Source organism: Cellulophaga baltica (assembly GCF_900102165.1).
Classification (GTDB): domain Bacteria; phylum Bacteroidota; class Bacteroidia; order Flavobacteriales; family Flavobacteriaceae; genus Cellulophaga; species Cellulophaga baltica.
Genome location: NZ_FNBD01000004.1, coordinates 195656 through 219814 on the forward strand (window position 1 = coordinate 195656; position 24159 = coordinate 219814).

General features: G+C 33.8%; 27 protein-coding genes. 19 read left to right on the plus strand and 8 right to left on the minus strand.

The genetic code is table 11. The features are described 5' to 3' along the window. Nucleotides 1–56 precede the first annotated feature (56 nt). From BLQ19_RS08675 to BLQ19_RS08685, 3 genes are read left to right on the plus strand one after another with little or no spacing between them, the layout of a single operon-like run. Entirely contained in the window at nucleotides 57–503 is a 447-nt protein-coding gene (locus BLQ19_RS08675) for a 3D domain-containing protein (protein WP_310733901.1), read from the plus strand. A gap of 35 nt (nucleotides 504–538) precedes the next feature. Next, entirely contained in the window at nucleotides 539–1198 is a 660-nt protein-coding gene (locus tag BLQ19_RS08680; protein WP_074538065.1) for a peptidoglycan recognition protein family protein, read from the plus strand. A 4-nt stretch (nucleotides 1199–1202) separates the two neighbouring features. Continuing rightward, nucleotides 1203–2711 (plus strand): M14 family zinc carboxypeptidase, encoded by a 1509-nt coding sequence (locus tag BLQ19_RS08685; RefSeq protein ID WP_074538066.1) that lies wholly within the window; start codon nucleotides 1203–1205, stop codon nucleotides 2709–2711. A 1-nt stretch (nucleotide 2712) separates the two neighbouring features. Here the strand turns inward: BLQ19_RS08685 and BLQ19_RS21235 are convergent, their stop codons facing one another. The 3 genes from BLQ19_RS21235 to BLQ19_RS08695 form a co-directional block, all read right to left on the minus strand. Then, nucleotides 2713–2889, minus strand: a complete 177-nt coding sequence (locus tag BLQ19_RS21235) for a hypothetical protein (protein ID WP_175444419.1) — start codon at nucleotides 2887–2889, stop codon at nucleotides 2713–2715. 173 nt (nucleotides 2890–3062) lie between these two features. After that, nucleotides 3063–3890, minus strand: coding sequence for an OmpA/MotB family protein (locus tag BLQ19_RS08690; RefSeq protein ID WP_074538067.1), 828 nt, complete (start codon nucleotides 3888–3890; stop codon nucleotides 3063–3065). A 143-nt stretch (nucleotides 3891–4033) separates the two neighbouring features. After that, on the minus strand, nucleotides 4034–5125 hold the full coding sequence (locus BLQ19_RS08695; protein ID WP_074538068.1) for a vWA domain-containing protein: 1092 nt from the start codon (nucleotides 5123–5125) through the stop codon (nucleotides 4034–4036). Nucleotides 5126–5427: 302 nt separating this feature from the next. Between BLQ19_RS08695 and BLQ19_RS08700 the strand changes: the two genes are divergently transcribed. Next, the gene (locus tag BLQ19_RS08700; protein WP_074538069.1) at nucleotides 5428–6438 is read left to right on the plus strand and encodes an XdhC family protein; all 1011 of its coding nucleotides are present in this window, start codon (nucleotides 5428–5430) and stop codon (nucleotides 6436–6438) included. Next, on the plus strand, nucleotides 6438–7034 hold the full coding sequence (locus BLQ19_RS08705; protein WP_074538070.1) for a nucleotidyltransferase family protein: 597 nt from the start codon (nucleotides 6438–6440) through the stop codon (nucleotides 7032–7034). The genes BLQ19_RS08700 and BLQ19_RS08705 overlap by 1 nt, the downstream gene beginning before the upstream one ends. 5 nt (nucleotides 7035–7039) lie before the next feature. On the opposite strand, the gene BLQ19_RS21240 is transcribed toward BLQ19_RS08705, so the two are convergent. Next, entirely contained in the window at nucleotides 7040–7183 is a 144-nt protein-coding gene (locus BLQ19_RS21240) for a hypothetical protein (protein ID WP_175444420.1), read from the minus strand. A 416-nt stretch (nucleotides 7184–7599) separates the two neighbouring features. Between BLQ19_RS21240 and BLQ19_RS08710 the strand changes: the two genes are divergently transcribed. After that, nucleotides 7600–8043 (plus strand): cold-shock protein, encoded by a 444-nt coding sequence (locus tag BLQ19_RS08710; protein ID WP_024481182.1) that lies wholly within the window; start codon nucleotides 7600–7602, stop codon nucleotides 8041–8043. A 53-nt stretch (nucleotides 8044–8096) separates the two neighbouring features. Here the strand turns inward: BLQ19_RS08710 and recQ are convergent, their stop codons facing one another. Then, the gene (recQ, locus tag BLQ19_RS08715; RefSeq protein ID WP_024481181.1) at nucleotides 8097–10205 is read right to left on the minus strand and encodes a DNA helicase RecQ; all 2109 of its coding nucleotides are present in this window, start codon (nucleotides 10203–10205) and stop codon (nucleotides 8097–8099) included. A 65-nt stretch (nucleotides 10206–10270) separates the two neighbouring features. Then, nucleotides 10271–11122: a 23S rRNA (adenine(1618)-N(6))-methyltransferase RlmF gene (rlmF, locus tag BLQ19_RS08720; protein WP_074538071.1), complete on the minus strand. Its 852-nt coding sequence runs from the start codon at nucleotides 11120–11122 to the stop codon at nucleotides 10271–10273. A gap of 94 nt (nucleotides 11123–11216) precedes the next feature. Between rlmF and BLQ19_RS08725 the strand changes: the two genes are divergently transcribed. The 3 genes from BLQ19_RS08725 (at nucleotide 11217) to BLQ19_RS08735 (ending at nucleotide 15284) form a co-directional block, all read left to right on the plus strand. After that, complete coding sequence (locus BLQ19_RS08725) at nucleotides 11217–12566, plus strand: DEAD/DEAH box helicase (RefSeq protein ID WP_074538072.1); 1350 nt, start codon at nucleotides 11217–11219, stop codon at nucleotides 12564–12566. 45 nt (nucleotides 12567–12611) lie between these two features. Next, the gene (lpxD, locus tag BLQ19_RS08730) at nucleotides 12612–13607 is read left to right on the plus strand and encodes a UDP-3-O-(3-hydroxymyristoyl)glucosamine N-acyltransferase (protein ID WP_074538073.1); all 996 of its coding nucleotides are present in this window, start codon (nucleotides 12612–12614) and stop codon (nucleotides 13605–13607) included. A gap of 123 nt (nucleotides 13608–13730) precedes the next feature. Further along, nucleotides 13731–15284, plus strand: a complete 1554-nt coding sequence (locus BLQ19_RS08735) for a DEAD/DEAH box helicase (RefSeq protein WP_029445225.1) — start codon at nucleotides 13731–13733, stop codon at nucleotides 15282–15284. A gap of 76 nt (nucleotides 15285–15360) precedes the next feature. Here the strand turns inward: BLQ19_RS08735 and BLQ19_RS08740 are convergent, their stop codons facing one another. Beyond that, nucleotides 15361–16044, minus strand: coding sequence for a LytR/AlgR family response regulator transcription factor (locus BLQ19_RS08740; protein WP_025615475.1), 684 nt, complete (start codon nucleotides 16042–16044; stop codon nucleotides 15361–15363). After that, nucleotides 16044–17075 carry a sensor histidine kinase gene (locus BLQ19_RS08745; protein ID WP_074538074.1) on the minus strand — a complete coding sequence of 344 codons (1032 nt, stop codon included), beginning with the start codon at nucleotides 17073–17075 and terminating at the stop codon, nucleotides 16044–16046. The genes BLQ19_RS08740 and BLQ19_RS08745 overlap by 1 nt, the downstream gene beginning before the upstream one ends. A gap of 191 nt (nucleotides 17076–17266) precedes the next feature. Here BLQ19_RS08745 and BLQ19_RS08750 point away from each other — a divergent pair, with 191 nt between their 5' ends. The 10 genes from BLQ19_RS08750 to BLQ19_RS21780 all read left to right on the plus strand — a co-directional run bounded on the left by BLQ19_RS08750 (nucleotide 17267) and on the right by BLQ19_RS21780 (nucleotide 24156). Then, nucleotides 17267–17542 (plus strand): CREC-EF hand family protein, encoded by a 276-nt coding sequence (locus BLQ19_RS08750; protein WP_029445228.1) that lies wholly within the window; start codon nucleotides 17267–17269, stop codon nucleotides 17540–17542. A gap of 31 nt (nucleotides 17543–17573) precedes the next feature. Next, on the plus strand, nucleotides 17574–18347 hold the full coding sequence (locus BLQ19_RS08755; protein ID WP_074538075.1) for a YHYH protein: 774 nt from the start codon (nucleotides 17574–17576) through the stop codon (nucleotides 18345–18347). Nucleotides 18348–18367: 20 nt separating this feature from the next. Next, complete coding sequence (locus tag BLQ19_RS08760) at nucleotides 18368–19006, plus strand: toxin-antitoxin system YwqK family antitoxin (protein WP_074538076.1); 639 nt, start codon at nucleotides 18368–18370, stop codon at nucleotides 19004–19006. 4 nt (nucleotides 19007–19010) lie between these two features. Beyond that, nucleotides 19011–19682, plus strand: a complete 672-nt coding sequence (locus BLQ19_RS08765; protein ID WP_074538077.1) for an SCO family protein — start codon at nucleotides 19011–19013, stop codon at nucleotides 19680–19682. 206 nt (nucleotides 19683–19888) lie between these two features. Then, entirely contained in the window at nucleotides 19889–20317 is a 429-nt protein-coding gene (locus tag BLQ19_RS08770; protein WP_024481170.1) for an FKBP-type peptidyl-prolyl cis-trans isomerase, read from the plus strand. Nucleotides 20318–20569: 252 nt separating this feature from the next. Further along, a complete protein-coding gene (locus BLQ19_RS08775) occupies nucleotides 20570–21427 on the plus strand; it encodes a DUF4382 domain-containing protein (protein ID WP_074538078.1) in 858 nt (285 codons plus the stop codon). A gap of 410 nt (nucleotides 21428–21837) precedes the next feature. Next, entirely contained in the window at nucleotides 21838–22287 is a 450-nt protein-coding gene (locus tag BLQ19_RS08780) for a KTSC domain-containing protein (RefSeq protein WP_024481168.1), read from the plus strand. A 208-nt stretch (nucleotides 22288–22495) separates the two neighbouring features. Next, the gene (locus BLQ19_RS08785; protein ID WP_074538079.1) at nucleotides 22496–23443 is read left to right on the plus strand and encodes an EamA family transporter; all 948 of its coding nucleotides are present in this window, start codon (nucleotides 22496–22498) and stop codon (nucleotides 23441–23443) included. Between the two features lie 22 nt (nucleotides 23444–23465). Then, the gene (locus BLQ19_RS21775; RefSeq protein ID WP_367888692.1) at nucleotides 23466–23702 is read left to right on the plus strand and encodes a 3-keto-alpha-glucoside-1,2-lyase-like domain-containing protein; all 237 of its coding nucleotides are present in this window, start codon (nucleotides 23466–23468) and stop codon (nucleotides 23700–23702) included. Between the two features lie 7 nt (nucleotides 23703–23709). Next, the gene (locus tag BLQ19_RS21780) at nucleotides 23710–24156 is read left to right on the plus strand and encodes a 3-keto-disaccharide hydrolase (protein ID WP_367888693.1); all 447 of its coding nucleotides are present in this window, start codon (nucleotides 23710–23712) and stop codon (nucleotides 24154–24156) included. The last annotated feature ends 3 nt before the right edge of the window (nucleotides 24157–24159 follow it).

The window sequence follows — 24159 nt, forward strand, 5'->3', positions numbered from 1 at the left end:
CATATGTATAGAATGCTGTTTATGAAAAGTGTAAACTCCCAAATTAAAAATTACTAATGATGGTTTTAAAAAAATGTTATTATGTAGTAGTAGTTTTATTTTTATTGGCAAGCTGTAAGCAGGAAGAAAAGCAAAAATTAGATTTGCATGATTGGCAGCCTTTGAAGGTAACGGTAACTGCGTATAATTCTTTGCCTTCACAGACTACAGCGGAAAATGCGAATATAGCCGCTTGGGGAGATACCTTAAAGCCTGGGATGAAAAGCATAGCGGTTTCTCGAGATTTAATGCGAAAAGGATTAAAATACAACACCATGGTTAGAATAGATACTTTTCCAGATACTTTTTTAGTAAAAGATAAAATGCATTTTAGACATCGAAATAAGATAGATGTGTATATGGGAACTAATAAGAAAAAAGCAAAGGAGTGGGGTAGAAAAAAACTTACTATTTTTTATTTAAAAGAAGAAGATAGTACTCTTTTGTCTGCGGCTATTCGTTAATTTTAGTTTTTTAATATTAAATAGGAGTTGAGCTAATGAAGAATTATTTTTTGTGTGGATTGTTGTTTCTTGCAATGACCTCATGTGTGGTAAAAAAAACGATAATAGAAAAACCTATTGTTTTTGATGCGGAGCGAGAACAATTAACACTAGAGTATATGAAAGATCGGTATGGTTTAGAAGCTACTACCTCAAAAATAACTCCAAAAATGATTGTTCTTCATTGGACGGTCATTCCAACTTTAAAGGGGTCATATGATGCTTTTTACAGTGCTAAATTACCCAATTGGAGACCTGATTTAGAAAATGTAAGCGGATTAAATGTTTCTTCTCAATTTTTAATTGATCAAGATGGGACTATTTATCAATTAATGCCGGAGAACCAAATGGCAAGGCATGTCATAGGATTAAACCATTGTGCAATTGGTGTAGAAAACGTGGGTGGTGGTACAGATTTACCATTATCAAGAAAACAATTGAAATCCAATATATGGCTAGTAAAATATTTAAAAGATAAATATGATATAGACTATGTTATTGGTCATTATGAATATACTAATTTTGAAGGTCATGAACTATGGCTCGAAACGGATGCGGGATACCGAACGGTAAAAACAGATCCAGGAGAGCGTTTCATGAAAAAAGTGCGTAAAGCAACTAAAAAATTAGAATTTAAACCTGTCCCTGAAAATTAAAAAGATGAAATTATACATTCTCTTAGTCTCATTCATAATGAGCTTATCGGCTTCTTGCCAATCAAAAATGGCGGAAACTACGCTAAAAGAAAATACAGAAAAGCAAGCTGATATAACTTCGGCCCTTTATGATACATATGATACTTATAAGGAATCTAGTTTAGCTAAAAGAAGAATCAAACACCACGAAATACAACCTCTAATAACGAATTTTAAAGCGAAAGAAGGATATACCGTAACTAAAGTAGGAGAATCTATAGAAGGTAGGCCTTTATCTTTAATAAGTGTAGGGAGCGGAGCAACTAATGTTTTTTTATGGTCTCAAATGCATGGCGATGAGCCAACGGCTACACAGGCCATTTTTGATATTCTCAATTTTTTAGACAGTAAGGACTTTCAAAAAGAAAAGGCCTCTATATTACGTAATCTAACCCTTCATTTTTTGCCTATGCTAAATCCTGATGGGGCAGAAGTATATACGCGTAGAAATACCTTAGGAATAGATATAAATAGAGATGCTCTTGCACTACAATCACCAGAGGGCAGAACACTTAAAAGAGTACGTGACAGCCTAGATGCAGATTTTGGTTTTAACCTACACGATCAAAGTACTTATTATAATGCTGAGCGAACAGAGAAACCTGCTACTATCTCCTATTTAGCACCAGCTTATAATTATGAAAAAGATATAAATGATGTGCGTGCGAATGCTATGAAAATTATTGTTTATATGAATAAGATTATTCAAAATTATGCGCCTGGTCAAGTAGGGAGGTATAATGATGATTTTGAGCCTAGAGCATTTGGTGATAATATTCAGAAATGGGGTACAAGTGCTATTTTAATAGAATCAGGAGGCTTTAACAAGGATACCGAAAAGCAAGAAATTAGAAAATTAAATTACGTTTCTATTTTGTCTGCAATTTATACAATATCTAATAAAAGTTATACGGAAATAGCTATAGCTGATTATGAGAAAATACCGGAAAATGACCGTAAGCTTTTCGATCTAAAAATTGAAAATCTTACTTATAAACTGTTAGGAAAGGAATACACATTAGATTTGGGCATTCAGAGATTTGAAAATGATAAACCAAATCATAATGATTTTTGGATTTCTAGTAGTATCGTAGAACAAGGAGATTTATCTACATATTATGGATATGAGACTTTTGATGCTAAGGGGTATACAGCAACCTTAGGTAAAATTTATCCCAACAAAATTTCTTCCATGACAGAATTTTTAAAATTAGATGCTTTTGAATTATTAAAGCAAGGGTACTTATATATTTCTGTAAACGGAATACCGGAAAAAATTATGGAGTCTGCTTTGCCTTTAAACATTACAAGAGGCAGCTACAAAGCTCCTGCTAATTTGAGATTAGCAATAGGTGTTAATCCATCATTTTTCTTAGAAAAAAATGGAAAAATCATGTATGCTGTGGTGAATGGGTATTTGATTGATTTACAATCAAAGGCAACAAGTTTTAAGAATGCTTTAATCCTAAAATAGCCTATTCGTACAAATAACCGAATGTTACACTTATACTGGTCATATTTAATAGAAGTAAAACAAGCATAGAAATAAGTAAGAGTGAAATAAAAGCAAATAAAGCTATAGCAAAAGCTTTAATCCAAACGGGCATTCCGTGTAATGAACTCTGTTCTATAATTTGGTACATAACATTCATAAGGTTTCTTTTTAAGTGTTACATAGCTAAAAATTTTAAGTAGGTAAGGTGTCGGGGGGCATCCTTTATATATAAAACAACTATATACTTAAATACCCTACCTAGAAACGTATAAATAAAAAAAGGGGATGCTATGAAGCATCCCCTTTTTTTGGTGATATATTTAGACTTTATTAAAGACCTTCAGAATCTAATAAAGCGAAGAATTTATCTAAGTTAGGAATAATAACTATTCTTGTTCTTCTGTTTTTAGATCTATTTTCTTTAGAATCATTTTCTACTAGAGGTAAGTAGCTACTTCTACCAGAAGCAATTAATTTCTCTGGAGCTACATTGTACTTACTTTGTAAAATACGAACTACAGAAGTGGCTCTTTTTACACTTAAATCCCAGTTATCTTGAAACATTGGAGTTTGAATAGTTCTAGAATCAGTATGACCTTCAACCATTACTTCCATACTTGGCTCAGAATTAATTACATCAGCAATTTTCTTAAGGATATTGTTTGCTTTGTTACTTACGGTGTAACTACCACTGTTAAAAAGTAATTTATCAGAGATGTTAATCATAACAACAGTCTTGTCGATATCAATATTTACATCATCCTCATCATCAGAAATAGATTTCTTTAAATTGTAAGAAATAGCTAAGTTGATAGAATCTTCCATTGTTTTAGCATTTGCTAAAAGAGCAGGATCTACTTTACTTAAAGTAGCTTTCATTTTTTCTTTAGTGTTGTTGCTCATTACAGCAATATCATCTACCGAACTATATTGAGAATCATTAACTTCTTTTAATGAATTTATTTTATCATTATACTCAGTAACTCTAGCTTCAATTTTAGTCATCTTAGCTTCAAGATCTTCTTTTTCTACTTGAGTTTTAGTTAAGATACTTTTCGTGTTATTTAAATCAGACTCTAAGGCTACATATTTTTTCTTAGATACACATGAGCTTAAAGCAACAATCGATACAATAGTGATTACAGATAATTTCTTCATTTTATAATTTTTAGTTATTTCTAATAAACAATTTCATTCTATGCTTATTATCTACGATGAAAATTCAAAAAAAGACGTCTTAATTTAAAAAAACAAAGGCCACCCAAACAGGGTAGCCTTGTAAAATATTGTTAATCTGATAGTTATTCGCAACCGCCAGTAAAACCTTTTGCATTAAATTTTGTTTGAACAGCACCTTGTAGGCCACCTGATGTTACTTGGATCGCTAAGTTATTCTCCCCACTACCATCACGTTTAGGGCTACAGTACTCAAATAAGTAGAAACTATTTGCTCGTTGTGATACCAAATAAGAGATATTATTAAAGGTTGTTTCTAGTTCTGCTTTGTTTCCAGCAAACACACTAGACGTTTTTCCTATGCTAGTTAAAACTTCAGTATCAATCTCACTACCTAAACCAATGGTGAAATAAGAAATGTTTAAGCTTGCATTTTTCACTTTATCTAGAGCTGCTTTCTCGGTATAGCGAGAGGCTTGATCTGTACCATCTGTAAAGATTACGATTGATGCAGCACCAATAATGTCATTGTTTTTAGTGTCATTGATTAATTTTTCTGCTTTCTCAGTAGATTTAATTACAGCGCCATATAAGTCTGTTGAAGGGTCATTGCTAATATCGTCAGTAATTCCGTCAATAGAAGCAATTAATTCTTCTTTAGAAGCTGTTAAATCATTTAATAGGTGTAATTGATCTTCGCCGTCAAACCAGTAAATTGCCATTTTATTAGATGCAGTTTCTACTTCAGGCATAACATTGTTGACAAAACTAACAGAAGCCGTTTTCAATTCTTGTAAACTACTGCTTAAAACACTATTACTTAAATCTAATACTAATAAGGTGCTATTGTTGAAAATCTGAGCGTTTGGAGAAATTCTCGCTTGTGCTTCAGATGTAGAAATTTTATTAAAACAATCGTCATTTCTACCTTGCTCGTAAATGGTAAATTGATTGGCGGTTAAACCAGGTACTGGACTTCCTTCGGTATCAGACACTTTAAAGAATATAGAAACTTTTCCTGGTAAGGTAGTAAACTGATCTTGAATAGATAAGGTAAGTTGACTAGTGCCTAAATCTAAACACGGATCTACTGTAGAACCTTGTCCTAAATCAGAACCGGTACTCGGATTAAAGAAAACATCGTTCTCTGCGTTTCCACAAGAAAACAAGGTAAATAATGCTATAAGATAAAATGACGACTTCAATATTTTATTCATTTTCAATTTTTTAAATGTTCAAGCGTTATAACGCTTATTGTGCTACAAAATTATATATATGTTTTTGATTAACTGTTAAACATTGTTAAGATTTATTCTGACATCTTCTGTGAGCTTCATATTAAATGTATGTTAAAACCTTATATATCGCGCAGTAAGAATGAAATCACTTCGTATTTTCAATATCTTGTACGTCGGTTATTCAAAGATTGACTCAAAGAGTATGCCATCATAGTCTTTGTAATTTGAGATAATGATAATTTAGTACCCTTACGTATTAAAAAGAAATTACAGGTATTTTTATGACGCATGAATTTAAAAAAATAGTAGCCGCTCATGTAGCAGCAAAGGCAAAAGATATAAAAAGTGTTTTAGCGACTGTAGTTGCCTTGGAGGGTTCATCCTATAGAAAACCAGGTGTGCGCATGCTTTTGTTGGCTAATGGAGAAATGGTAGGTGCGGTAAGTGGGGGTTGTGTAGAAAAGGAAATACAACTACAAGCACAATCTGTATTTGAAACAACTATTCCTAAAATGATGACCTACGATGGACGATACCGTCTGGGGTGTGAGGGAGTCTTATATATATTAATAGAACCTTTTAATCTCTCGAACTTATTTATAGAAACCTTCCATAACGCGCTTAAGGATCGGCTCAGTTTTAAAATCACTTCGTATTATAAAAAAGAAGTTATACAAGAAATTGGCTTAGGAACCAAGATGCAATTTCAAAATAGTACGTACCCGGTGAGTTTGAAACATCCTTTGAATACAGATTGCAAAGGTTTAGAAGAGCGGATGTCTCCTTGTTTTAAATTACTAATCATCGGAACGGAGCATGATGCTGTCGTATTATCTAGTATGGCTCATTTAATGGGTTGGGAGGTACATATAGTGGCACATCCTTTAGAAGCTAAAAAAATGTCGGATTTTCCTGGTAGTTCTGCTTTTGAGCAAATTACGCCTGAAAATTACGACGCAAGTGAACTAGATGCACAAACAGCTGTTGTGTTAATGAATCATAGTTATGCTAGAGACCTGTTGTTTCTACAAGCCCTACAATATAGTACTCTTGCCTATGTTGGGATTTTGGGGCCTATGCACCGCAGAGAAAAGCTGCTTGATGAAATTATAGATAAGAATCCAGAGGTTTCAGAAGATTTTATAGGCATTATCTATGGACCTGCGGGTTTAAATATAGGATCTGTGACGCCGGAAGAGATAGCCCTTTCTATTTTAGCAGAGATTATGTCGGTAGTGCGGAAGGAAAATCCCATGTTCCTAAAAGATAAAGTAAATCAATATTCTAATTGATGCAGAAAATAGCATTGTTACTATTAGCCGCAGGAGCATCTTCTAGAATGAAAGATCATATAAAGCAATTGTTACCTTATAAGGATTCCACCTTGTTAGAACACGCTGTTAAAAACGCAAAGTCGAGTAAGGTAGCTGAAGTTTTTGTGGTATTGGGAGCTAATTATGATACTATTCTAGCTGCTACAACGTTAAAAAAAGTTTCTATTGTAAGGAATGAGGAATGGCATTTAGGTTTGGGGAGTTCAATAGCTAAAGGAGTAGAATATATTGGTAGTTTATCACAAAACTATGAGGCTATATTAATTGGATTAGCAGATCAACCTTTAATGGATGCAACATTTTACAACCAACTCATCACTTCATATCAAGAAACAAAATCAGATTGCGTAGCTACTAATTATGGTTCAAAGAAGGGGGTACCTGCCTTATTTTCAAAGAAACATTTTAGTATTCTAGCGGGTTTGAATCAAGATTCTGGCGCACAAAAGCTTTTGATTGATAAAAATACACTCAGTATTGATAGTGCCGCTAAACATACGGACATAGATACATGGGAAGATTATCAATGGCTGCTAAATAAGATAGCGCAATAATCTTATTACTTCGAATTTAGCTCTAAAGTACTTGAAGTATTTTCTTTACCGTAATCTTGAAAAATTCCACAAGAATTTTCTTTCTTAATTAAAGAAGGTGCTTCTTTTCTTTTTGCTAATGCTTCAATTTCTGGAGATAAATACGTCATAACCCTGAAAGTTTATTAAATTATATTTTTCTAACGTACACAGTGTTACATTGTTGTGTATGATAGGGCAATATTAGTTAAAATATAACTTTGAATCGACGTATTGTTATTTATTTAAGAATCTCTTCACTTAAAATTAACAATACTAAAAATACATACACATTGTAAGGCGTTAAAGCACCATTATTATCAATTATTTTATATCCTTTTCATTTTCTGTTTTTTATATCAAAAAAAGCTACCTATCTTTGCATAAGCATTGAGAGTTATAAAACAGCTCATTATCTGCGCGTTGTTGCAACTTCTTTATAGATTATTAGGCAAATCATATTTACCAATCGTTCATTTTGAATTTCAATAACTCCACGACGGCTTATCACAAGCAAGTCTTATATTAATTTAAACTTATAATTTTAATGGCGAGAGCACAAGAAACCTTTGGTAAAAAAGAACGAGAGAAGAAGCGTTTAAAAAAACGTGAAGAAAAGGCTAAGAAGAAAGAGCAACGTAAAGCAAGCGGAGAGCAAGATAGCATGTTTGTTTACGTAGATGAGAACGGGCATTTGGTAGATACGCCACCGGATCCATCAAAGAAAGTTAAAGTAGACGCTGAGAGTATTGTTCTAGGTATACCTAAGAAGGAAGAAAGTGACGAAGAAATAGATCCAGTACGTAAAGGTCGTGTTGAATTTTTCAACGATTCTAAAGGATACGGATTTATTAAAGATTCAGAAACTCAAGAGAAATTCTTTGTACACGTTCAAGGGTGTCTTGAAGAGATCAAAGAGAACAACATGGTTCAATTTGAACTTGAGCGAGGCATGAAAGGAATGAATGCTGTAAGAGTCAAGAAAGTATAAACAGACTAAAAAAATCATATAAAAAAAGGGTGTTCATTTGAACACCCTTTTTTTTATTTCTCTTTGTCAAGTACTGCCAGAGCTAATCGTATTTTAAAATAATCTATTTGTTCTTCAAAATAATCAAAATAAGGCTTTAAAGCAGCAGGTTCTTCTAGTATTATTTTCGCCTTCTTTACAGCTTCAACTTCATTTTTACTTACAAAGTCAAAAATATTGATAGGTTTGCCCTCTCCGTATAGCTTCGCGATATGTGAATATATGGTAGGCGATTTTAAATTTCGTTTTTCAGAAATTTCATCAATTGTTAACCCCTGTTGGTATAGCTCATAAGTTACTTTATGGGTGTCCGATTTTTTAGCTTTCTTCTCCTTGTTAAAAGCGATGATTTCTTTGATAAAGAGGTCCCCATATACTTCTAATTTTCGCTGCCCAACACCACTTATTTCTAGAAATTCATCATCGGATAGTGGTCTAGCTTGTTCTATAGCTTGTAAGGTAGCGTCGCTAAACACCAAATAAGCGGGGATATCTTCTTCTAAAGCAATTTTATGTCTTAGGAGGCGCAAACGCTCAAATAAATCGCCCGTTTTTTTCTTTTTAACAGATTTCTCCTTTGGATTACCAATTTTCTCCAGCGCTTCAATTGGTTTTGTCAAAGAAACTTTAGCGGCTTTGAAAAGCACGTTTTTAGAAAAATCGGTGAGTTGTAAAGCATTGTGATTTTGAAAGGCAATTTCTGCATAACCTTGGTTAATAAGTTGAATGATATAATGCTGCCAATCTTTCCAGGAAGTATCATGTCCTATTCCATAAGTTTTAACTCCCTCTAGACCTTTTTCAATAATTGTAGCGTTCTTAGCGCCTCGGAGCACATCAATAATAACACCAGTAGCTTCAGATTCTTTTACCCTAGCAATGGTAGATAATATTTTTTGGGCAATTATAGTGCCATCAAATACTTGCGGCGGACTTTTGCAAACATCGCAATTGCCGCAGTTTTCGGCGAGTAGTTCCCCAAAATAACTCAGAAGAATTTTTCGTCGGCATGTGGTAGCTTCCGCAAATTGCTTCATGCGCTCTAATTTTGCAATTTGAACTTCTTGGTTAGAAGCCCCTTCTGTAAATCTCCTTAATTGTATTACATCAGCGTAACTATGAAAGAGCAGTGCGCTTGCCGCCATCCCATCACGGCCGCCACGGCCAATTTCTTGGTAATAACCTTCAATGTTTTTAGGCATGTTATAGTGAATAACCCAACGTACATTAGATTTATCTATTCCCATTCCAAAAGCAACAGTAGCACAGACAATTTTGGTTTTATCAAATATAAAATCTTCTTGAACTTTTGTACGTTCATCAAAAGTAAGTCCGGCATGGTAGGCATCAGCTTTTAAGCCTTTTGCCTTTAATTTACTCACCAATTGTTCTGTAGTTTTTCTACTCAGGCAATAAATGATTCCAGAAGAATTTGGTCTTTTTCCAATAAAACTAAGAATTTGCTCTACCCGACTATCGGCCGGTCTAACTGTTAGACTTATATTCTTACGATCAAAAGAAGTAATAAATTGTTCTGCATGCGGAATCGCTAATTGCGTCACAATATCTAAGCGTGTAGCTTTATCTGCAGTTGCGGTTAAGGCTACAATAGGGGTATTAGGCATTTTCTTTTTTAAAAAACCTAGCTGCTGATACGAAGGTCTAAAATCATGTCCCCAAGAAGAAATACAATGCGCCTCATCTATAGCAATACAACTAATATAGGTTTCGTTCAAAATATTATCTAAAGCAGGCATACTCTCAGGAGCTACATAAATTAGATTTAATTCTGACTTTACAATCTTATCTATAATTTCTTGTTGCTCTTCACTAGATTGACTACTGTTAAAATAAGCCGCTGCAATCCCATTGGCGTTACAACCATCTACTTGATCTTTCATTAAAGCGATTAGTGGAGAAACCACTAAAGTAGTTTTTGGGAATAGTAAAGAAGGCAGTTGAAAGCAAATAGATTTTCCGCCACCTGTAGGCATGATTACTAAAGCATCTTGTTTATTTAGTACTGCAGATATGATGGCTTCTTGCTGTGGCCTGAAACTATCGTAACCAAAGTATTTTTTTAAATTAGGAAGTAGTTGTGCTTTGTATTCAATAATTGACATAAAATAAAAATCTATTTGGTAAAATTACGTGATTTATAAGATTGATGAAATTTAAGAGGCGAATTTTAAGCGATAAATTGCCAGGCAATAAATCTGCTTTTTTTATTTCCTTGCTCCATTTCTAACGTTTTATAATGCGCATTTGCTTTACGTAATTGCTTATGTATTTTCGGTAAATTTTCACTCTTAGAAACTAAGCAAGTAAACCAACCTACTTGTTTTTTAAATAGCAGGCTTTGCTTGATCATTCTTTTAATAAATAATGCTTCACCACCATTACACCAAAGTTCGTTTGCTTGTCCACCAAAATTTAATTTAAAGTCCGCATGAGTATGTAGATTCTTGAGTTTTATTCGTGTTCCAGCATACGCTTCTTTTTCAGAAGCATGGAAAGGAGGATTACAGATGGTAAAATCAAAATAGTCTCCTTCCTTTATAATTCCGTTAAAAATATCGGCATTAGATTCTTGTGCTCTTATTTGAATATGGTCTTTAAATTCTGCTGCATTTTGTTGTGCAGCGCTAATGGCTGTAAGGTCTATATCACTCCCTATCATATGCCACCCATAAATTTGTGTGGCAAGAATTGGGTAAATACAATTTGCTCCAGTACCGATATCTAAACCTTTCACTTTTTTTATAGTAGGATCAGAAGAAAGTAAATCAGCTATATGATGTATATAATCTGCCCGCCCTGGTATTGGCGGGCATAGGTAACCTTTAGGAAGGCTCCAAGAATGTACCCTGTAATGATGTTTTAGTAAGGCTTTATTGAGGGCCAATACAGCATCCGGATTTGAAAAATCGATACTTTCTACATTAAATTTATTTAGAATAATAAATTCAGCTAGAGGTTCAAAGCTGTTTTTTAAGGTCTGAAAATCGTATGGAGCGTGGTGTAAATTTTTTGGATGCAAATTATATTTTTATCTTGCAAAGATAGGTATGTTAAGTTGCTTGGCAATAGCAAAGCAGAATACCATACCTTTGCAAAAATAAACAAGTTTTCCCATGAGTTCTTTTGAAGATTTCAATTTAAAAAAACAATTAAATTACGCAATTGAAGATTTAAAATTTTCAACACCAACACCTATACAAGAAGCGGCTTTTTCTGTGGTTATGTCAGGGAAAGATATAGTTGGAATTGCACAAACAGGTACTGGGAAAACAATGGCTTACATGCTGCCAATATTACAAGAATTAGGTTTTTCTAAGCAAGTACATCCTAGAGTTTTAGTATTAGTTCCAACAAGGGAATTAGTATTACAAGTGGTGGAGAATATTGAAAGCTTTGCTAAATATATCAATGTCCGTGTTTTAGGTGTGTATGGTGGTGTTAATATTAATACGCAAAAACAACAATGCGTTCAAGGAACAGATATTTTGGTGGCAACACCAGGAAGATTGTATGATCTGGCCCTTTCTAAAGCTGTAAAATTAAAAGAAGTAAAAAAATTAGTAATTGATGAAGTAGATGTGATGTTGGATTTAGGATTCCGATTCCAACTGATAAATATCTTTGATTTACTACCAGCAAGAAGACAAAATATAATGTTTTCTGCGACGATGACGAGTGATGTAGATGCACTTATTGATGATTTTTTCGTTGCGCCAGAAAAAGTTTCTATTGCAGTGAGTGGTACTCCGTTAGAGAATATCGCACAGGTATGCTATGCGGTTCCTAATTTTTATACCAAAGTAAATTTATTGATTCGCTTATTAAAAGATAAGGATACCTTCAAAAAAGTATTAGTTTTTGTTGGTAATAAGCGTTTTGCAGACAAGGTTTTTGAAGAAATGGAGGAGGCTTTTGGAAGCGAATCTTGTGTAATTCACTCCAATAAGTCTCAAAACTATAGAATGCGCTCCATTAGTCAGTTTGATGAAGGTCAGAATCGTATTCTGGTAACTACCGATGTTATGGCACGTGGTTTAGATTTAGATAAAATTACGCACGTAATCAACTTTGATACGCCAAATTACCCTGAAAACTACATGCATAGAATTGGTAGAACGGGTAGAGCAGAGCACCAAGGTAATTCTGTTTTATTTTATACAGAAAAAGAAGAGCCTTCTAAAGATGAGATTGAAACTTTAATGGATTATAAAATTCCGTTGCTGGCAATTCCTGAAAATGTAGAAATCTCAGAAGAGCTCATAGCGGAGGAGCGTCCTAGAATTATTGAGACAGATAATCCCAACCAAACGACACTAGCTTCTCAGGGTAGCTTTCATGAAAAGAAAGAGAAGAATAAAAAAACAAATCAAGGAGGTTCTTACCAGCGCATTATCGCTAAAAAATATAAGAAGCCTAAAACTAAGGGAGATAAGAACTATAATAAGAGAAATAAGAAGAAGTAAGAATATAATCCCTATATTTAGCTCCAACCAATCTTATTATACTTAATGAAATCATTCACAATAGCAGATATTAATGCTGTTATCAACGGAGTTATTTTAGGGAATACTTCAAATGAAATTACTGCTCCCGAGCAATTAGAAAAAGCAACAAAACATAACATCAGTTTTATCGGAAATCGAAAATACGCTAAGCTTTGGCCTTTGTCAAAGGCTTCTGTTGCGGTTATCGATGAAAAAATAGAAATTCAGCCTGGAGACAATAGAGCACTTATAAAAGTAAAGTGTGCTGATCTGGCCATGGCTCAAATTCTGGAATTTTTCAATCCAGGAAACCCAATACTCGAAGATGAAATTCACCCTAGTGCCGTGGTACATGCTACAGCTATCCTTGGAAAAAATGTGCAAATAGGGGCTAATGTTTATATCGGAAAAAATGTAAGTATTGGTGATGGTACCATTATTTACCCGAATGTAACGGTCATGGATGATAGTGTTATAGGAATGGCATGCGTTATTTGGTCTGGTACGGTAATTAGAGAGCGTACGCAAATAGGCCACCAATGTATTTTCCATACGAATGTAAGCATTGGAGCAGACGGTTTTGGTTTTAGACCTAGTCCGGATGGGAGAGGACTGGTTAAAATTCCTCAGATAGGAAATGTGGTAATTGGTAATGGCGTAGAAATAGGTGCTAACTCTTGTGTAGACCGTGGAAAATTCAGTTCTACCATCATTGGTGATGGTACTAAAATTGATAATCTCGTACAAATAGGACACAACTCTGTCTTAGGGCGTTCTTGTATTATGGCGGGTCATAGTGGTTTAGCCGGTTCTGTTACTTTAGGTGATGGTGTCATTATTGGAGGTAGTGCTTCTATAAAAGACCATACTACTTTGCATTCTGGTGTAACGGTAGGTGCTGGGTCTGGAGTTATGGGTGATGTTCAAGCCGGAAAAACGGTACTAGGATATCCTGCTTGTGATTCACGTGATATGCTCAAACAATGGGTAGCATTACGTAAATTAGGGAAAGGCGCTTAATTTTGTAAAACTTTCATCTAGTTAAGCTTACTTTTAATCAAAAAACTCAATTGTTTTTCAGCAATAATTTGTAAAGCCCTCTTAAAGGCTTTAATTTTGTGCTCCCCCTAGAAAAGGATATTTATGACGGAGACAGCAACAGGATTGCAAGAAAAAAAATCAGATAAAGAACTGTATAGCTACCAGCAGGGAGCGATCAACAAAATCTTTGAAAAATTTGATACCGCGGCAGATAATTATCACTTGCTGTATCAATTGCCTACAGGTGGAGGGAAAACCGTTATTTTCTCCGAAATGGTTCGGCAGTATTTGAAAAACCATAAGAAGAAAGTATTAGTGATGACCCACCGTGTGGAGCTGTGTAATCAAACATCTACTATGCTTACTAATTTTGGTGTACCTAATAAAGTGGTAAATAGTAAGGCTAACTTAGACGATCAAGATCAATATATTTGCTTTGTAGCAATGGTAGAGACCTTAAACAATCGTTTAAATGATGGTAAATTAGATATTTCGGATATTGGTTTAGTTATTATTGATGAAGCGCATTACAATTCATTCACCAAGTTATTTAAATTTTTCGAAAATTCTTTTGTCCTAGGAGTAACGGCAACCCCGTTAAGTTCTAGTAAAGAACTTCCGATGAAAGATAATTATGATGAGTTGATCACAGGGGAGTCAATTCAATCTTTAATTGAGAATGAATTTTTAGCACGTGCTGAAGTATATCAGTATGATATGGGGTTAACCTCTCTTGAGGTGGGTTCAAATGGAGATTATACGGTTAAATCATCGGAAGATCTCTATACCAGTCCTGCAATGTTGGATAAAACTTTGCAAGCGTATTTAAAACATTCTAAAGGGAAAAAAGCACTAATCTTTAATAATGGTATTAATACGTCTATTCAGATTTATTATACCTTTAAAGCAGCGGGTTTACCTGTAATGCATTTAGATAATACGGCGACAAAAAAACAGCGTAAGCAAATTTTAAAATGGTTTAAAGAAACTCCAGATGCTATTCTTTCTTCTGTAAGTATTTTAACCACGGGTTTTGATGAACCTACGATAGATACTATTATTCTAAATAGAGCAACAAAATCTCTTACGTTGTACTACCAGATGATTGGTCGTGGATCACGTATCCTTAATAACAAATCTTCTTTTAAAGTAATAGATTTAGGGAATAACTACCATAGATTTGGTCCTTGGGGAGCAGATTTAGATTGGCAAATGATTTTCAAGTCTCCTAATTTCTATATGGAGCGTCTTCAGAATGATGAAGATATAGAAAGTAACTTTAGGCATGAGATGGCCGAAGAAATTCGGGCACAATTCGCAAAGTCAGAAGAAGTATATTTTGATATTAAAGAAGTATATACGGATGCTACCTATAAAGGAGAATCTTCTAAAGTGGTACTCGAGCGCTCTATAGAACAGCATGGTAGAATTTGCATAGAAAATAGCGAAGATGTCTATGATGCCTTAGGTTTAGCTAAATTGCTAGATGAGGATATTGATTATAGAATTCAGAGTTATGCAAAATGTATAAGTCGTAGTACCTTTAATTTCCTGAAATGGTTGAAGGATGATTATAAGCTTAAACTAAATTCGTACTTACGTCAAAATTTTGATGAAGTTTTTGAGGAGATCAACGGATTTCCACCAGAAGAATAGAAAAAATATAAACATAAAAAAAGCACTAGTTATATCTTATAACTAGTGCTTTTTTGCGTTAACAGGTATTCGTATTCTATTGAAATAATTCTAATTTTACTTGATCGTAATAACTATCACTAATAGGAATTAAGGTCTCATTTATAAAAAGATCTCTTCCCTTTAAAGAAGTTACCTTGGTTTTATTGATGATATATGAACGGTGAACACGCATAAATTGTGACGTCGGAATTTGTTTTTGCAAGGCTTTTAAAGATTGCAAACTCATTATTTTTTTACTTTCCGTGTAAAAGGTAACATATTCACTATCACTTTTTATATACAATATATCTGCATACTTCAATTTATAGAGATCGTAGCCAGATTTTACGGTAATACTGTCTTCAGTGTTCTCAACTGGTGGAGTTTTACTTTTTACTTTATTAACGGCGGTTAAAAAACGATTAAAAGTGATAGGTTTTAAAAGATAATCTACCACATTTAGTTCGTACCCCTCTAAAGCATACTCCGTATAAGCCGTGGTGAAAATAATATTGGTATCAGCGCCTATAATTTTAGCAAAATCGGTTCCGTTTATAGCGGGCATTTGAATGTCCAAAAAAATTAGATCTATAGAAGCATTCTTTATTAATGGCAAGGCTTCCAGAGCATTTTCATATTCACCCATTAGTTCTAAATTTGGGGTATCTGAAATGTACTTTATGATTAAAGCTCTTGCTAATTCTTCATCATCTATGACGAGACATTTAATTTTACTCATTATAAATTTAATTTTAAACTTACTTTAAAACACTCTGGTAGATTTTCAATGGTAAGTTCGTGTTTATTAGGATACAAAATAGCTAATCTTTTTTTAACATTCTCTAAGCCTATACCGCCAACTTTATCTTTGTTTTCTACAAGTTCAGATTTACTATTTTCAACTTCAAAATAAATTTCATCGACTTTACTGATTACTTTTATATTTAAAAAAGTACCCGTAACTTTTTCTATATTACTGTGTTTAAACGCATTTTCTACAAAAGGAATTACAAGCATGGGAGCAATCAAAATTCCTTTAGAACCTATTTCATAGGTAGTGGTAATCGGGTATTTTTTACTGCTTTTTGTTGTAAATAATTTAATATAGTTTTCTATATATGATATTTCTTTCGTTAAAGGTACAAAAGCCTGTTCGCAATCATAAAGTACATAGCGTAACATATTAGCTAAATAGCTAATAGATTCTTGTGTTTTTGTAGCACTTATCGCGGATAACGCATAAATATTATTCAAAGTATTGAATAAAAAATGAGGATTAATCTGAGACTTCAATAGTTTAAGCTCTGTAGCTAATCGTTCATTATTGTTTTTTATAGTTTCTTCTTCTTTCTTTTGGGCATAAAAGAGGGTCTCTAAAAAGGTACCTAATACAGCAGAAACGGCCAAGAGTAAAAAGTGAATTAAAAATTTTGAAGGAGCGCCACCTCTGGGTGCTCGATTAACTAAATTTTCTGCTCCTGGCATTCGTGGTGGCATGCGCGGTGGCGGCAATGAAAAAAGCGATGAACTTATATAGCTCCCTAAAACTATGGCAGCAAGCCCAAAGAGCATGAATAACAAATACTTCTTTTTGAACAATAATTTTGGGGCAGCAAAAAAGATTAAACCTGCTAACAAGAGTATTTGAAAGATTACAGAAAGTAGATTTTCTCTAAAAAATCCATAATCAAAACTTTGGGTAATCCACAGTACTAACCATATAATTAGCCATAACAGAGACTGGAATATAAATCTTTTTGTTGCTTTCATACCGCAAATAAAAGTAAAATAAATTTAGAGGATTACGGTTTTTGAGGTCGATTACTTTCTATAAATATTCATTTACTGATTAGGAATGCCATTTAACAGATTATTACGCTTTGTTAGTTGATTCATGAAATTTCACATGCTTCTTTTTCTGAAATTTGAAATAGATATTAATGCAATAAAAATTTAAAAACATGAAAAATAAAGTAATTCAATTAGGTGTAATGGGGGTATTCTTATTAATGTTTTCTTGTGGTAATGCACAAGAGAAAGAGAAAGGAAAAAAGCCACCTACTTTTTCAGAACTTCTTGAAAAAATGGATAAGAATGAGGATGGTAAGCTTTCTAAAGATGAAATAAAAGGACCTCTTAAAGATAATTTTGATGCGGTAGATACAGATGAAGATGGTTTCATTACGGAGGAAGAAATGAAAAATGCTCCAAGACCAGAACGTCCTAAGCGAAACTAAACCCAACTAGTACTAATTTTAAAACAATACCATGAAAAAAAGGAATTTAATATTTACCTATGTACCTGCAGTTACAGGAGTTCTAAGCTTATTATTTGCGTTTACGGCTTGTAGTAGCGATAGTTCAAGTGATGATGATGCGTCTGAAGAAATAGAGGAAGAAACGGTAACAGAATTACACGCTGCTTATGCAGCCTTTAATAGTGATGCAACGACTATTTATTTAGACGGCTCTAATGTAGTTATAGAAACTACAGGATTACCAGATCATGAAACCGTATATTGGGGAGAGGGTAACGATCTCTATTTAGATGAACCAGATGTTCAGGTTACGCCAAGTATTATGTCTAGTAATAATAATGCAACTACGATCACTGTTGATGCTACTCCAGATTTATCAGGAAGTACTGTAGATACAGCATTAAATACCATTGGTATTGCAGTGAGCGGTGCTTCTATATTTAACGATCAAGAAGGAGCAGGAGCTCTAGATCAAGCAGCAGGTAGTTTAGATTGGACTGGAGCACACATCGGCCCTGGAGTATATCACTATCACTTAGAGCCTAAAGCATTTACAAATGATGATGCTAATTTAGTCGGCGTACTTTTAGATGGTGTTTTTCTTTATGGAAGACAGTGTGATGCTACAGGAACTTACCCTACAGATTTGGATGCCTCTGGTGGGCACACGTCTACAACGCAATATACAGATGGGGCAGAAGAATATCACTATCATATTATCAACGAATTATATTCTAACACCGGATCTTATATAGCTTTTGCAGGTCCTTACCAAGGATATTAATAGCGTTTAAACCATCTATTATGAAATTATTTTTTTCACTTTTCCTTCTCCTTTTTCTAGTGCAATGTAAAGAAAGTCCTTCGGAAGATAAAGCACGTGCTGTGGTAAACAGTACTAATGAAATGGAAGCCCCGAAGGTGGTAGATAGTTTAACAGTGTTAAATAAAAACTTGATTCTAGATCAATTAAAAGGAGTTTGGTTTTACAATCAGAATCCGTTTAATGGTTATGCCGTTAAATATTACTCTGATGGAACCTTAAAGGAAAAAATCGGATTTATTAACGGTAAAAGAGAAGGAGTAGCGAAAAGATGGTCTGAAAATGGAGTCCTGCGGTGGCAAGTAAATTATGAAAAAAATAAATTGGTAGGCACCTATAAAACCTGGTGGGAGAATGGTGCACTAGCCGAAAAATCTACTTATAAAAATGGTGTTTTAGAAGGAGAGCAGCAGCATTGGTATGATAACGGTCAATTAGCAAAATTGCGCAAATTAGTACAAGGCAAAGAAAATGGTATGCAACAGGCATGGTTAAAAAACGGCACCTTATACGTGAATTATGAGGCAAAAAACGGACGTGTTTTTGGCTTAAAGCGTGCTAACTTATGTTATCAATTAGAAGATGAAGTGGTGGTTAGAAATGATGTTGTAAAAAGATAAATCTATGATAAAATATATCGCTGTTTTATTTCTTGTACTAAGTGTAAGTTGTAAAGAGAATCCCAAGAAAGAGGATGTTGTTGTCGTGGAGAACAGTAGGGTAGAAAGCTTGCCTTTTTATAAGGAAGCGTCTTTTACACCTCATTGGATTACACCAAATACACCGGAAGAAAAAGCATTTCATAAAATTCCAGATTTTAGGCTTGTCAACCAATTAGGAGATACGCTTACCCAACAAAATTTTAATAATAAAATTTATATTACGGACTTTTTCTTTACGAGTTGTCCGGGTATTTGTCCGCAAATGACCAATAGTATGTTAGCACTTCAAGAAAAATTTAAGAATGATCCTAACATTTTGTTTTTATCACACTCTGTAACGCCTACCATAGATACGGTAGAGGAGTTGGCGAAGTATGCCAAAAGGTTTGGAGTTATATCTAACAAATGGCATTTAGTAACAGGAGACAAAACGGAGATTTACAATTTGGGAAGAAATGAGTATTTTGTAGAAAATGATTTAGGAATTCCAAAAGATATTAATGATTTTTTACACTCTGAGAATTTTTTATTGATTGATAAAAATAAACATATCAGAGGTATTTACAACGGACTCAACCGGGCGTCTATGGCACAATTAGTTGTAGATGTACAAGCATTAGAAAAAGAAGGATAAGCGTTCGCAGTACCCGCTTAAAATTCGAAAATTAGAGATTTATTTAGTAAATGGATGAGAAATTTATTTTTTTCATCCATTTTATTGCTTTAAAAGGGCTTAAAACGTTAAGTTTTTATAAAAAATGCTAATATTTTCTTTGAACCATTTTACAAGCCATAAGTTTGCACTTAATTAAAGTTGAAATTTACAAATATCACAAAACTATGAGTAAAGTTAAGGAGAATGATACGGTTCAAGTACATTATACTGGAAAACTAAACAACGGAGAAATATTTGATAGCTCTTTAGAAAGAGAACCAATAAAAGTAACACTAGGTCAGCAAAGTTTGATTCCTGGTTTTGAAAATGGTTTAATTGATATGGCAGTTAATGAAAAGAAAACTATCGTTATTCCTTCATCGGAAGCATATGGCGAGGTAAATAAAGAATTATTTCAAAGTGTTCCTAGAGCAGATTTACCAGAAGATATCAAACCAGAGATTGGTATGGGGCTTATGGCTAAGAATGCAGACGGTACAGAGCGTCAATTGCGTGTTGTAGATGTAAAAGAAGATGCAATTATCATTGATGCAAACCACCCTTTAGCAGGACAAGAGCTTACTTTTGAGCTAGAAGTCGTTGCTATTGGATAATTTTTTTTGAAACAAAAAATCCATTGAAGAACTTTGGTCGTATATGAATATACAAAACAGAAAGTTCTTGCGGAAATGTTTTTATTATAGAAACCGACACTATTAAGGTGTCGGTTTTTTTATTGAGAATTTCTAAATAAAGTTGATGATAAAATAAAAACATAAGAAAATGATTAAAAAATCAGGATATTCTACCCCTCAGTTGTTATAGTAGTATATAACCACAAAAGTTTAATTAAAAAATCTAATACAATGAAGTTAAAACTAGTCTTTACATCAATATTATCAATGGTTTTTTTGTTATTTGGTTGCTCAGATAATAATGATACCGCTAATGGTGGTACGGGTACACTTTCCATACAGCTTACAGATGCTCCGTTCCTTTATGATATGGTTGCTGAGGCAAATGTGACTATTTTTAAAATAGACGCTCGTTACAAAGGTGCTGTTGAAACAGATTCGGTATCAGCAGATGGTAATTCATTCATAACACTATCTGAGGAAGAAGTGCCAATAAACCTTCTGGAGCTTACAAATGGAATTACAGAGAATTTAGTTAATTTAGAGGTACCTGCAGGTACTTATGATTTGGTTAGAGTATATGTAAAAGGAGTTAATGCAATTTTAAATGATGGTACAGTCTATGATTTAAACGTGCCTAGTGGAGAACAAACAGGGATTAAAGTTTTTATACAACCGGGACTTGTAGTTCAAGGCGGACTTTCTTCTGATTTACTTTTAGATTTTGACGTGAGTAAATCTTTTGTAGCTAAAGGAGGTAGAAATAATTTGTCAGGTTTTAATTTTAAACCAGTAATTAAAGCGTCTAATTTAGCTACAGCGGGTACCTTAAAAGGTTTAGTAACAACCACCGAAGATAATATTTCTGTAGGTTTAGAGGGAGCCCAAGTTTCTGTAATTGTAGCAGATACTATTAATACAACTACATTTTCAGACATTGATGGTCGTTTCGTTATTATGGGCTTACAAGAAGGTTCTTATGATTTGTTGGTAGCGTTAGAGGGCTATACATCAGAACGTAAGGAAGGTATCGCTATAGTAGCCTCAAATAATACGACTCAAGACGTAGTTTTATCCCTAGAAGAATAGTTTTATAAGAAAAATAATAATTCAAAAAGACCAGTCATGTGACTGGTCTTTTTTTGGTTTAGTTTGGAATTCTTTGAGTATAGAATTACAATTTTTAAATATTAAATATAATTGCGGGATAATAGTAGTTAAGCGGCTATTGAAATGACTACTAATAGCACTAAGAATAAGAGTATAGATTTTCTCATAGGGTTGTGTTTATGGGTTTATACTGCTAATATTGGCATTTATTTAAGAAACCAGAATTTAATTAGTTCCACCGTCAAATTTTTCGATAAACCGTTGGTTACAAGAGAATCAAACTATTTTAAGCCTATGAAAATTAATTATGAAAATTATCAGCATAATAAATAGGCATAAAACCAATTAATTAATGTAGTTTCGCGCCTGATTTTGAAAAAGTTAAGAGAATGAAACGCATCAACGAGTATAAGAAATTGTTTTCTATTGAAAATGAGATTGATTTAAAAGGATTAAAGAATACATACCGTGGTTTAGTAAAGCAATGGCACCCAGATAAATTTCTTGAAGGCGATGTGCAAAAAGAAGAAGCTGAACTAAAAAGTAGACAAATTATTGATGGATACCATTTTTTAGTAAGTATAGCTCCAGAAACTAAAGCTGCTAATTTAGAGGAGTATACTAAATTAACAAACGAGTCTGGGATCTTAGATTTTCAACACAAAGGTTTATTGTTAGAAATTACGTTTTTAGACGGTTCTACTTACGAGTATTTTGGAGTACCTAAGAATATCTACGTGAAGTTAATTAACTCTCCAAAGCAATATCGTTTTGCTAAAAGAAGCATATTTAATAGCTATTTATACAGAAAATCTAAAAAGAATTTGCAAGAAGCATAAATCATTTTAGAACCCAATAGAAAAACCTTGTAATTTAATTGCAAGGTTTTTTTTTGTCCAAATTTTAAAATTCTATCCAAACATTCAAATCTACTTCATGTAAGAGCTGTTTAAAAGCATCAGTCGAGCAGAACTAAATGAACTAATCGCTATATTTTTAGAAACTTATTCTTAATCTTGTATAGAATTTAAAAGTGACGATAACAGTATGGCAAAGTCTTCAAATACCGTATTAATTATTTTAGCATTTTTTGCTATTTATGTCATCTGGGGCTCCACATATTTGCTGAATAAAATTGCCGTGACAGAACTACCCGCTTATATGCTTGCCGGAATTCGTTTTACCACTGCTGGATTATTAATTTTTGGTATCTGCAAGGTATCGGGTATCTCTATAAGCATTACTAAAAGACAATTTAGAAATAGTACTATTGCGGGGTTTCTATTTTTAACCTTTGGGAATGGTGTTTTTGTATGGGGGTTGAAGTATGTAGATAGTAGTTTTGCTGCTTTGGAAGTAGCTTCTATGCCACTTATCGTACTACTATTAATGCGTATTGTAGATGGTAAAAAAATACAACCTATGTCTATTGTAGGTGTTGTTTTAGGAGTTATCGGGATCTATCTACTGGTAAGTCAGAAACAAATAGTGCAGCAAGATGATTCTTTACTGGGAATGATAATTATATTCTTTTGTGTATTAGGGTGGTCTACAGGAAGTTTATTTGTGTCTAAGGCAAACTTACCTCAAAGTTACTTGGTAAATACGGCGTACCAAATGGTTACCGCAGGGACAACTTTAGGAATAGCGAGTTTAATTTTAGGAGAAAACTGGACTTGGCCTAGCAGTTGGAGCGGACCCGTTCAATGGTCTATGGGCTTACTCATTATTTTTGGGAGTATCGTCGCTTTTTCTGCTTTCAATTACTTATTAAAAACGGTATCTCCAGAAAAAGTAGCGACCTCTAGTTATGTAAATCCTGTAATAGCCTTACTTTTGGGGTGGTACATATTGGATGAAAATATCACGAAGCAATCTATTGTTGCAGCTGCAGTTTTGCTCACTGGAGTATACTTCATAAATACGAAGAAAAAATTGGTGATGTTTTCTAGATTTAAAGGAAAATTAAAGAATAAATCAGAAGCAATCAAATAGAGAAATCCTAAACAGAATACGTATGTTAGCCATCAAAAATCTTCTTAGTGTTCTGTGGTTTATTTTGGTTTTTAATGCGTGCTCAACACCGGTAACGCCCTTATTTAATGGTAAAGATTTGTCTGGTTGGCACACAGATGTTCCTGCAAAAGATTCAATTCTTAATGCGCCAAATTCTTTTGTAGTAAGAGATGGAATTTTAGTGAGTCTAGGAGCGCCTAGAGGGCATCTTATTACGGATAAGACGTATAAGAATTAGGTTAACCGTGGAATATCGATTTACAAAGGAAGCTGGGAATTGCGGAATTCTAGTTCATGCATCAACACCCAGAGCTTTATATGCTATGTTTCCTAAATCTATGGAAGTACAGATGGAACATGAAAATGCGGGCGATTTTTGGTGTATTCAAATGGATATCACTACGGACAATATGATAAGCCGCAGAGGACCAAAAGAAGAGTGGGGCGTCGTAGAAGGAAAAGCGCGAAGAATTAAGAATTTGACGGAAGGTTCAGAACACGCTTTAGGAGAATGGAACACAATGGTTATTGAGTGTTTCCAAGATAAAATTAAAGTTTGGGTGAATGGCGATTTTGTAAACTATGGCTATAATGCCGGTGAAACTAGCGGTCAGATTGCCATTCAGGCGGAAGGGGCAGAAGTAGCGTTTAAGACGCTAAATTTAACTCCTATTTTTAGGCTTAGCGAATAATAC

What these genes read in the sequence shown, in the direction of transcription:
- BLQ19_RS08770 (WP_024481170.1), top strand. Translation starts at nt 19,889, where the DNA reads ATGAGTAAAGTTAAGGAGAATGATACGGTTCAAGTACATTATACTGGA.
- BLQ19_RS08775 (WP_074538078.1), top strand. Translation starts at nt 20,570, where the DNA reads ATGAAGTTAAAACTAGTCTTTACATCAATATTATCAATGGTTTTTTTG.
- BLQ19_RS08685 (WP_074538066.1), top strand. Translation starts at nt 1,203, where the DNA reads ATGAAATTATACATTCTCTTAGTCTCATTCATAATGAGCTTATCGGCT.
- recQ (WP_024481181.1), bottom strand. Translation starts at nt 10,205, where the DNA reads ATGTCAATTATTGAATACAAAGCACAACTACTTCCTAATTTAAAAAAA.
- lpxD (WP_074538073.1), top strand. Translation starts at nt 12,612, where the DNA reads ATGAAATCATTCACAATAGCAGATATTAATGCTGTTATCAACGGAGTT.
- BLQ19_RS08725 (WP_074538072.1), top strand. Translation starts at nt 11,217, where the DNA reads ATGAGTTCTTTTGAAGATTTCAATTTAAAAAAACAATTAAATTACGCA.
- BLQ19_RS08710 (WP_024481182.1), top strand. Translation starts at nt 7,600, where the DNA reads ATGGCGAGAGCACAAGAAACCTTTGGTAAAAAAGAACGAGAGAAGAAG.
- BLQ19_RS21240 (WP_175444420.1), bottom strand. Translation starts at nt 7,183, where the DNA reads ATGACGTATTTATCTCCAGAAATTGAAGCATTAGCAAAAAGAAAAGAA.
- BLQ19_RS08750 (WP_029445228.1), top strand. Translation starts at nt 17,267, where the DNA reads ATGAAAAATAAAGTAATTCAATTAGGTGTAATGGGGGTATTCTTATTA.
- BLQ19_RS08690 (WP_074538067.1), bottom strand. Translation starts at nt 3,890, where the DNA reads ATGAAGAAATTATCTGTAATCACTATTGTATCGATTGTTGCTTTAAGC.
- BLQ19_RS08765 (WP_074538077.1), top strand. Translation starts at nt 19,011, where the DNA reads ATGATAAAATATATCGCTGTTTTATTTCTTGTACTAAGTGTAAGTTGT.
- BLQ19_RS08735 (WP_029445225.1), top strand. Translation starts at nt 13,731, where the DNA reads ATGACGGAGACAGCAACAGGATTGCAAGAAAAAAAATCAGATAAAGAA.
- BLQ19_RS08785 (WP_074538079.1), top strand. Translation starts at nt 22,496, where the DNA reads ATGGCAAAGTCTTCAAATACCGTATTAATTATTTTAGCATTTTTTGCT.
- BLQ19_RS08755 (WP_074538075.1), top strand. Translation starts at nt 17,574, where the DNA reads ATGAAAAAAAGGAATTTAATATTTACCTATGTACCTGCAGTTACAGGA.
- BLQ19_RS08760 (WP_074538076.1), top strand. Translation starts at nt 18,368, where the DNA reads ATGAAATTATTTTTTTCACTTTTCCTTCTCCTTTTTCTAGTGCAATGT.
- BLQ19_RS21775 (WP_367888692.1), top strand. Translation starts at nt 23,466, where the DNA reads ATGTTAGCCATCAAAAATCTTCTTAGTGTTCTGTGGTTTATTTTGGTT.
- BLQ19_RS08695 (WP_074538068.1), bottom strand. Translation starts at nt 5,125, where the DNA reads ATGAATAAAATATTGAAGTCGTCATTTTATCTTATAGCATTATTTACC.
- BLQ19_RS08740 (WP_025615475.1), bottom strand. Translation starts at nt 16,044, where the DNA reads ATGAGTAAAATTAAATGTCTCGTCATAGATGATGAAGAATTAGCAAGA.
- BLQ19_RS08680 (WP_074538065.1), top strand. Translation starts at nt 539, where the DNA reads ATGAAGAATTATTTTTTGTGTGGATTGTTGTTTCTTGCAATGACCTCA.
- BLQ19_RS08675 (WP_310733901.1), top strand. Translation starts at nt 57, where the DNA reads ATGATGGTTTTAAAAAAATGTTATTATGTAGTAGTAGTTTTATTTTTA.
- BLQ19_RS08705 (WP_074538070.1), top strand. Translation starts at nt 6,438, where the DNA reads ATGCAGAAAATAGCATTGTTACTATTAGCCGCAGGAGCATCTTCTAGA.
- BLQ19_RS21235 (WP_175444419.1), bottom strand. Translation starts at nt 2,889, where the DNA reads ATGAATGTTATGTACCAAATTATAGAACAGAGTTCATTACACGGAATG.
- BLQ19_RS08700 (WP_074538069.1), top strand. Translation starts at nt 5,428, where the DNA reads ATGACGCATGAATTTAAAAAAATAGTAGCCGCTCATGTAGCAGCAAAG.
- BLQ19_RS08745 (WP_074538074.1), bottom strand. Translation starts at nt 17,075, where the DNA reads ATGAAAGCAACAAAAAGATTTATATTCCAGTCTCTGTTATGGCTAATT.
- BLQ19_RS08780 (WP_024481168.1), top strand. Translation starts at nt 21,838, where the DNA reads ATGAAACGCATCAACGAGTATAAGAAATTGTTTTCTATTGAAAATGAG.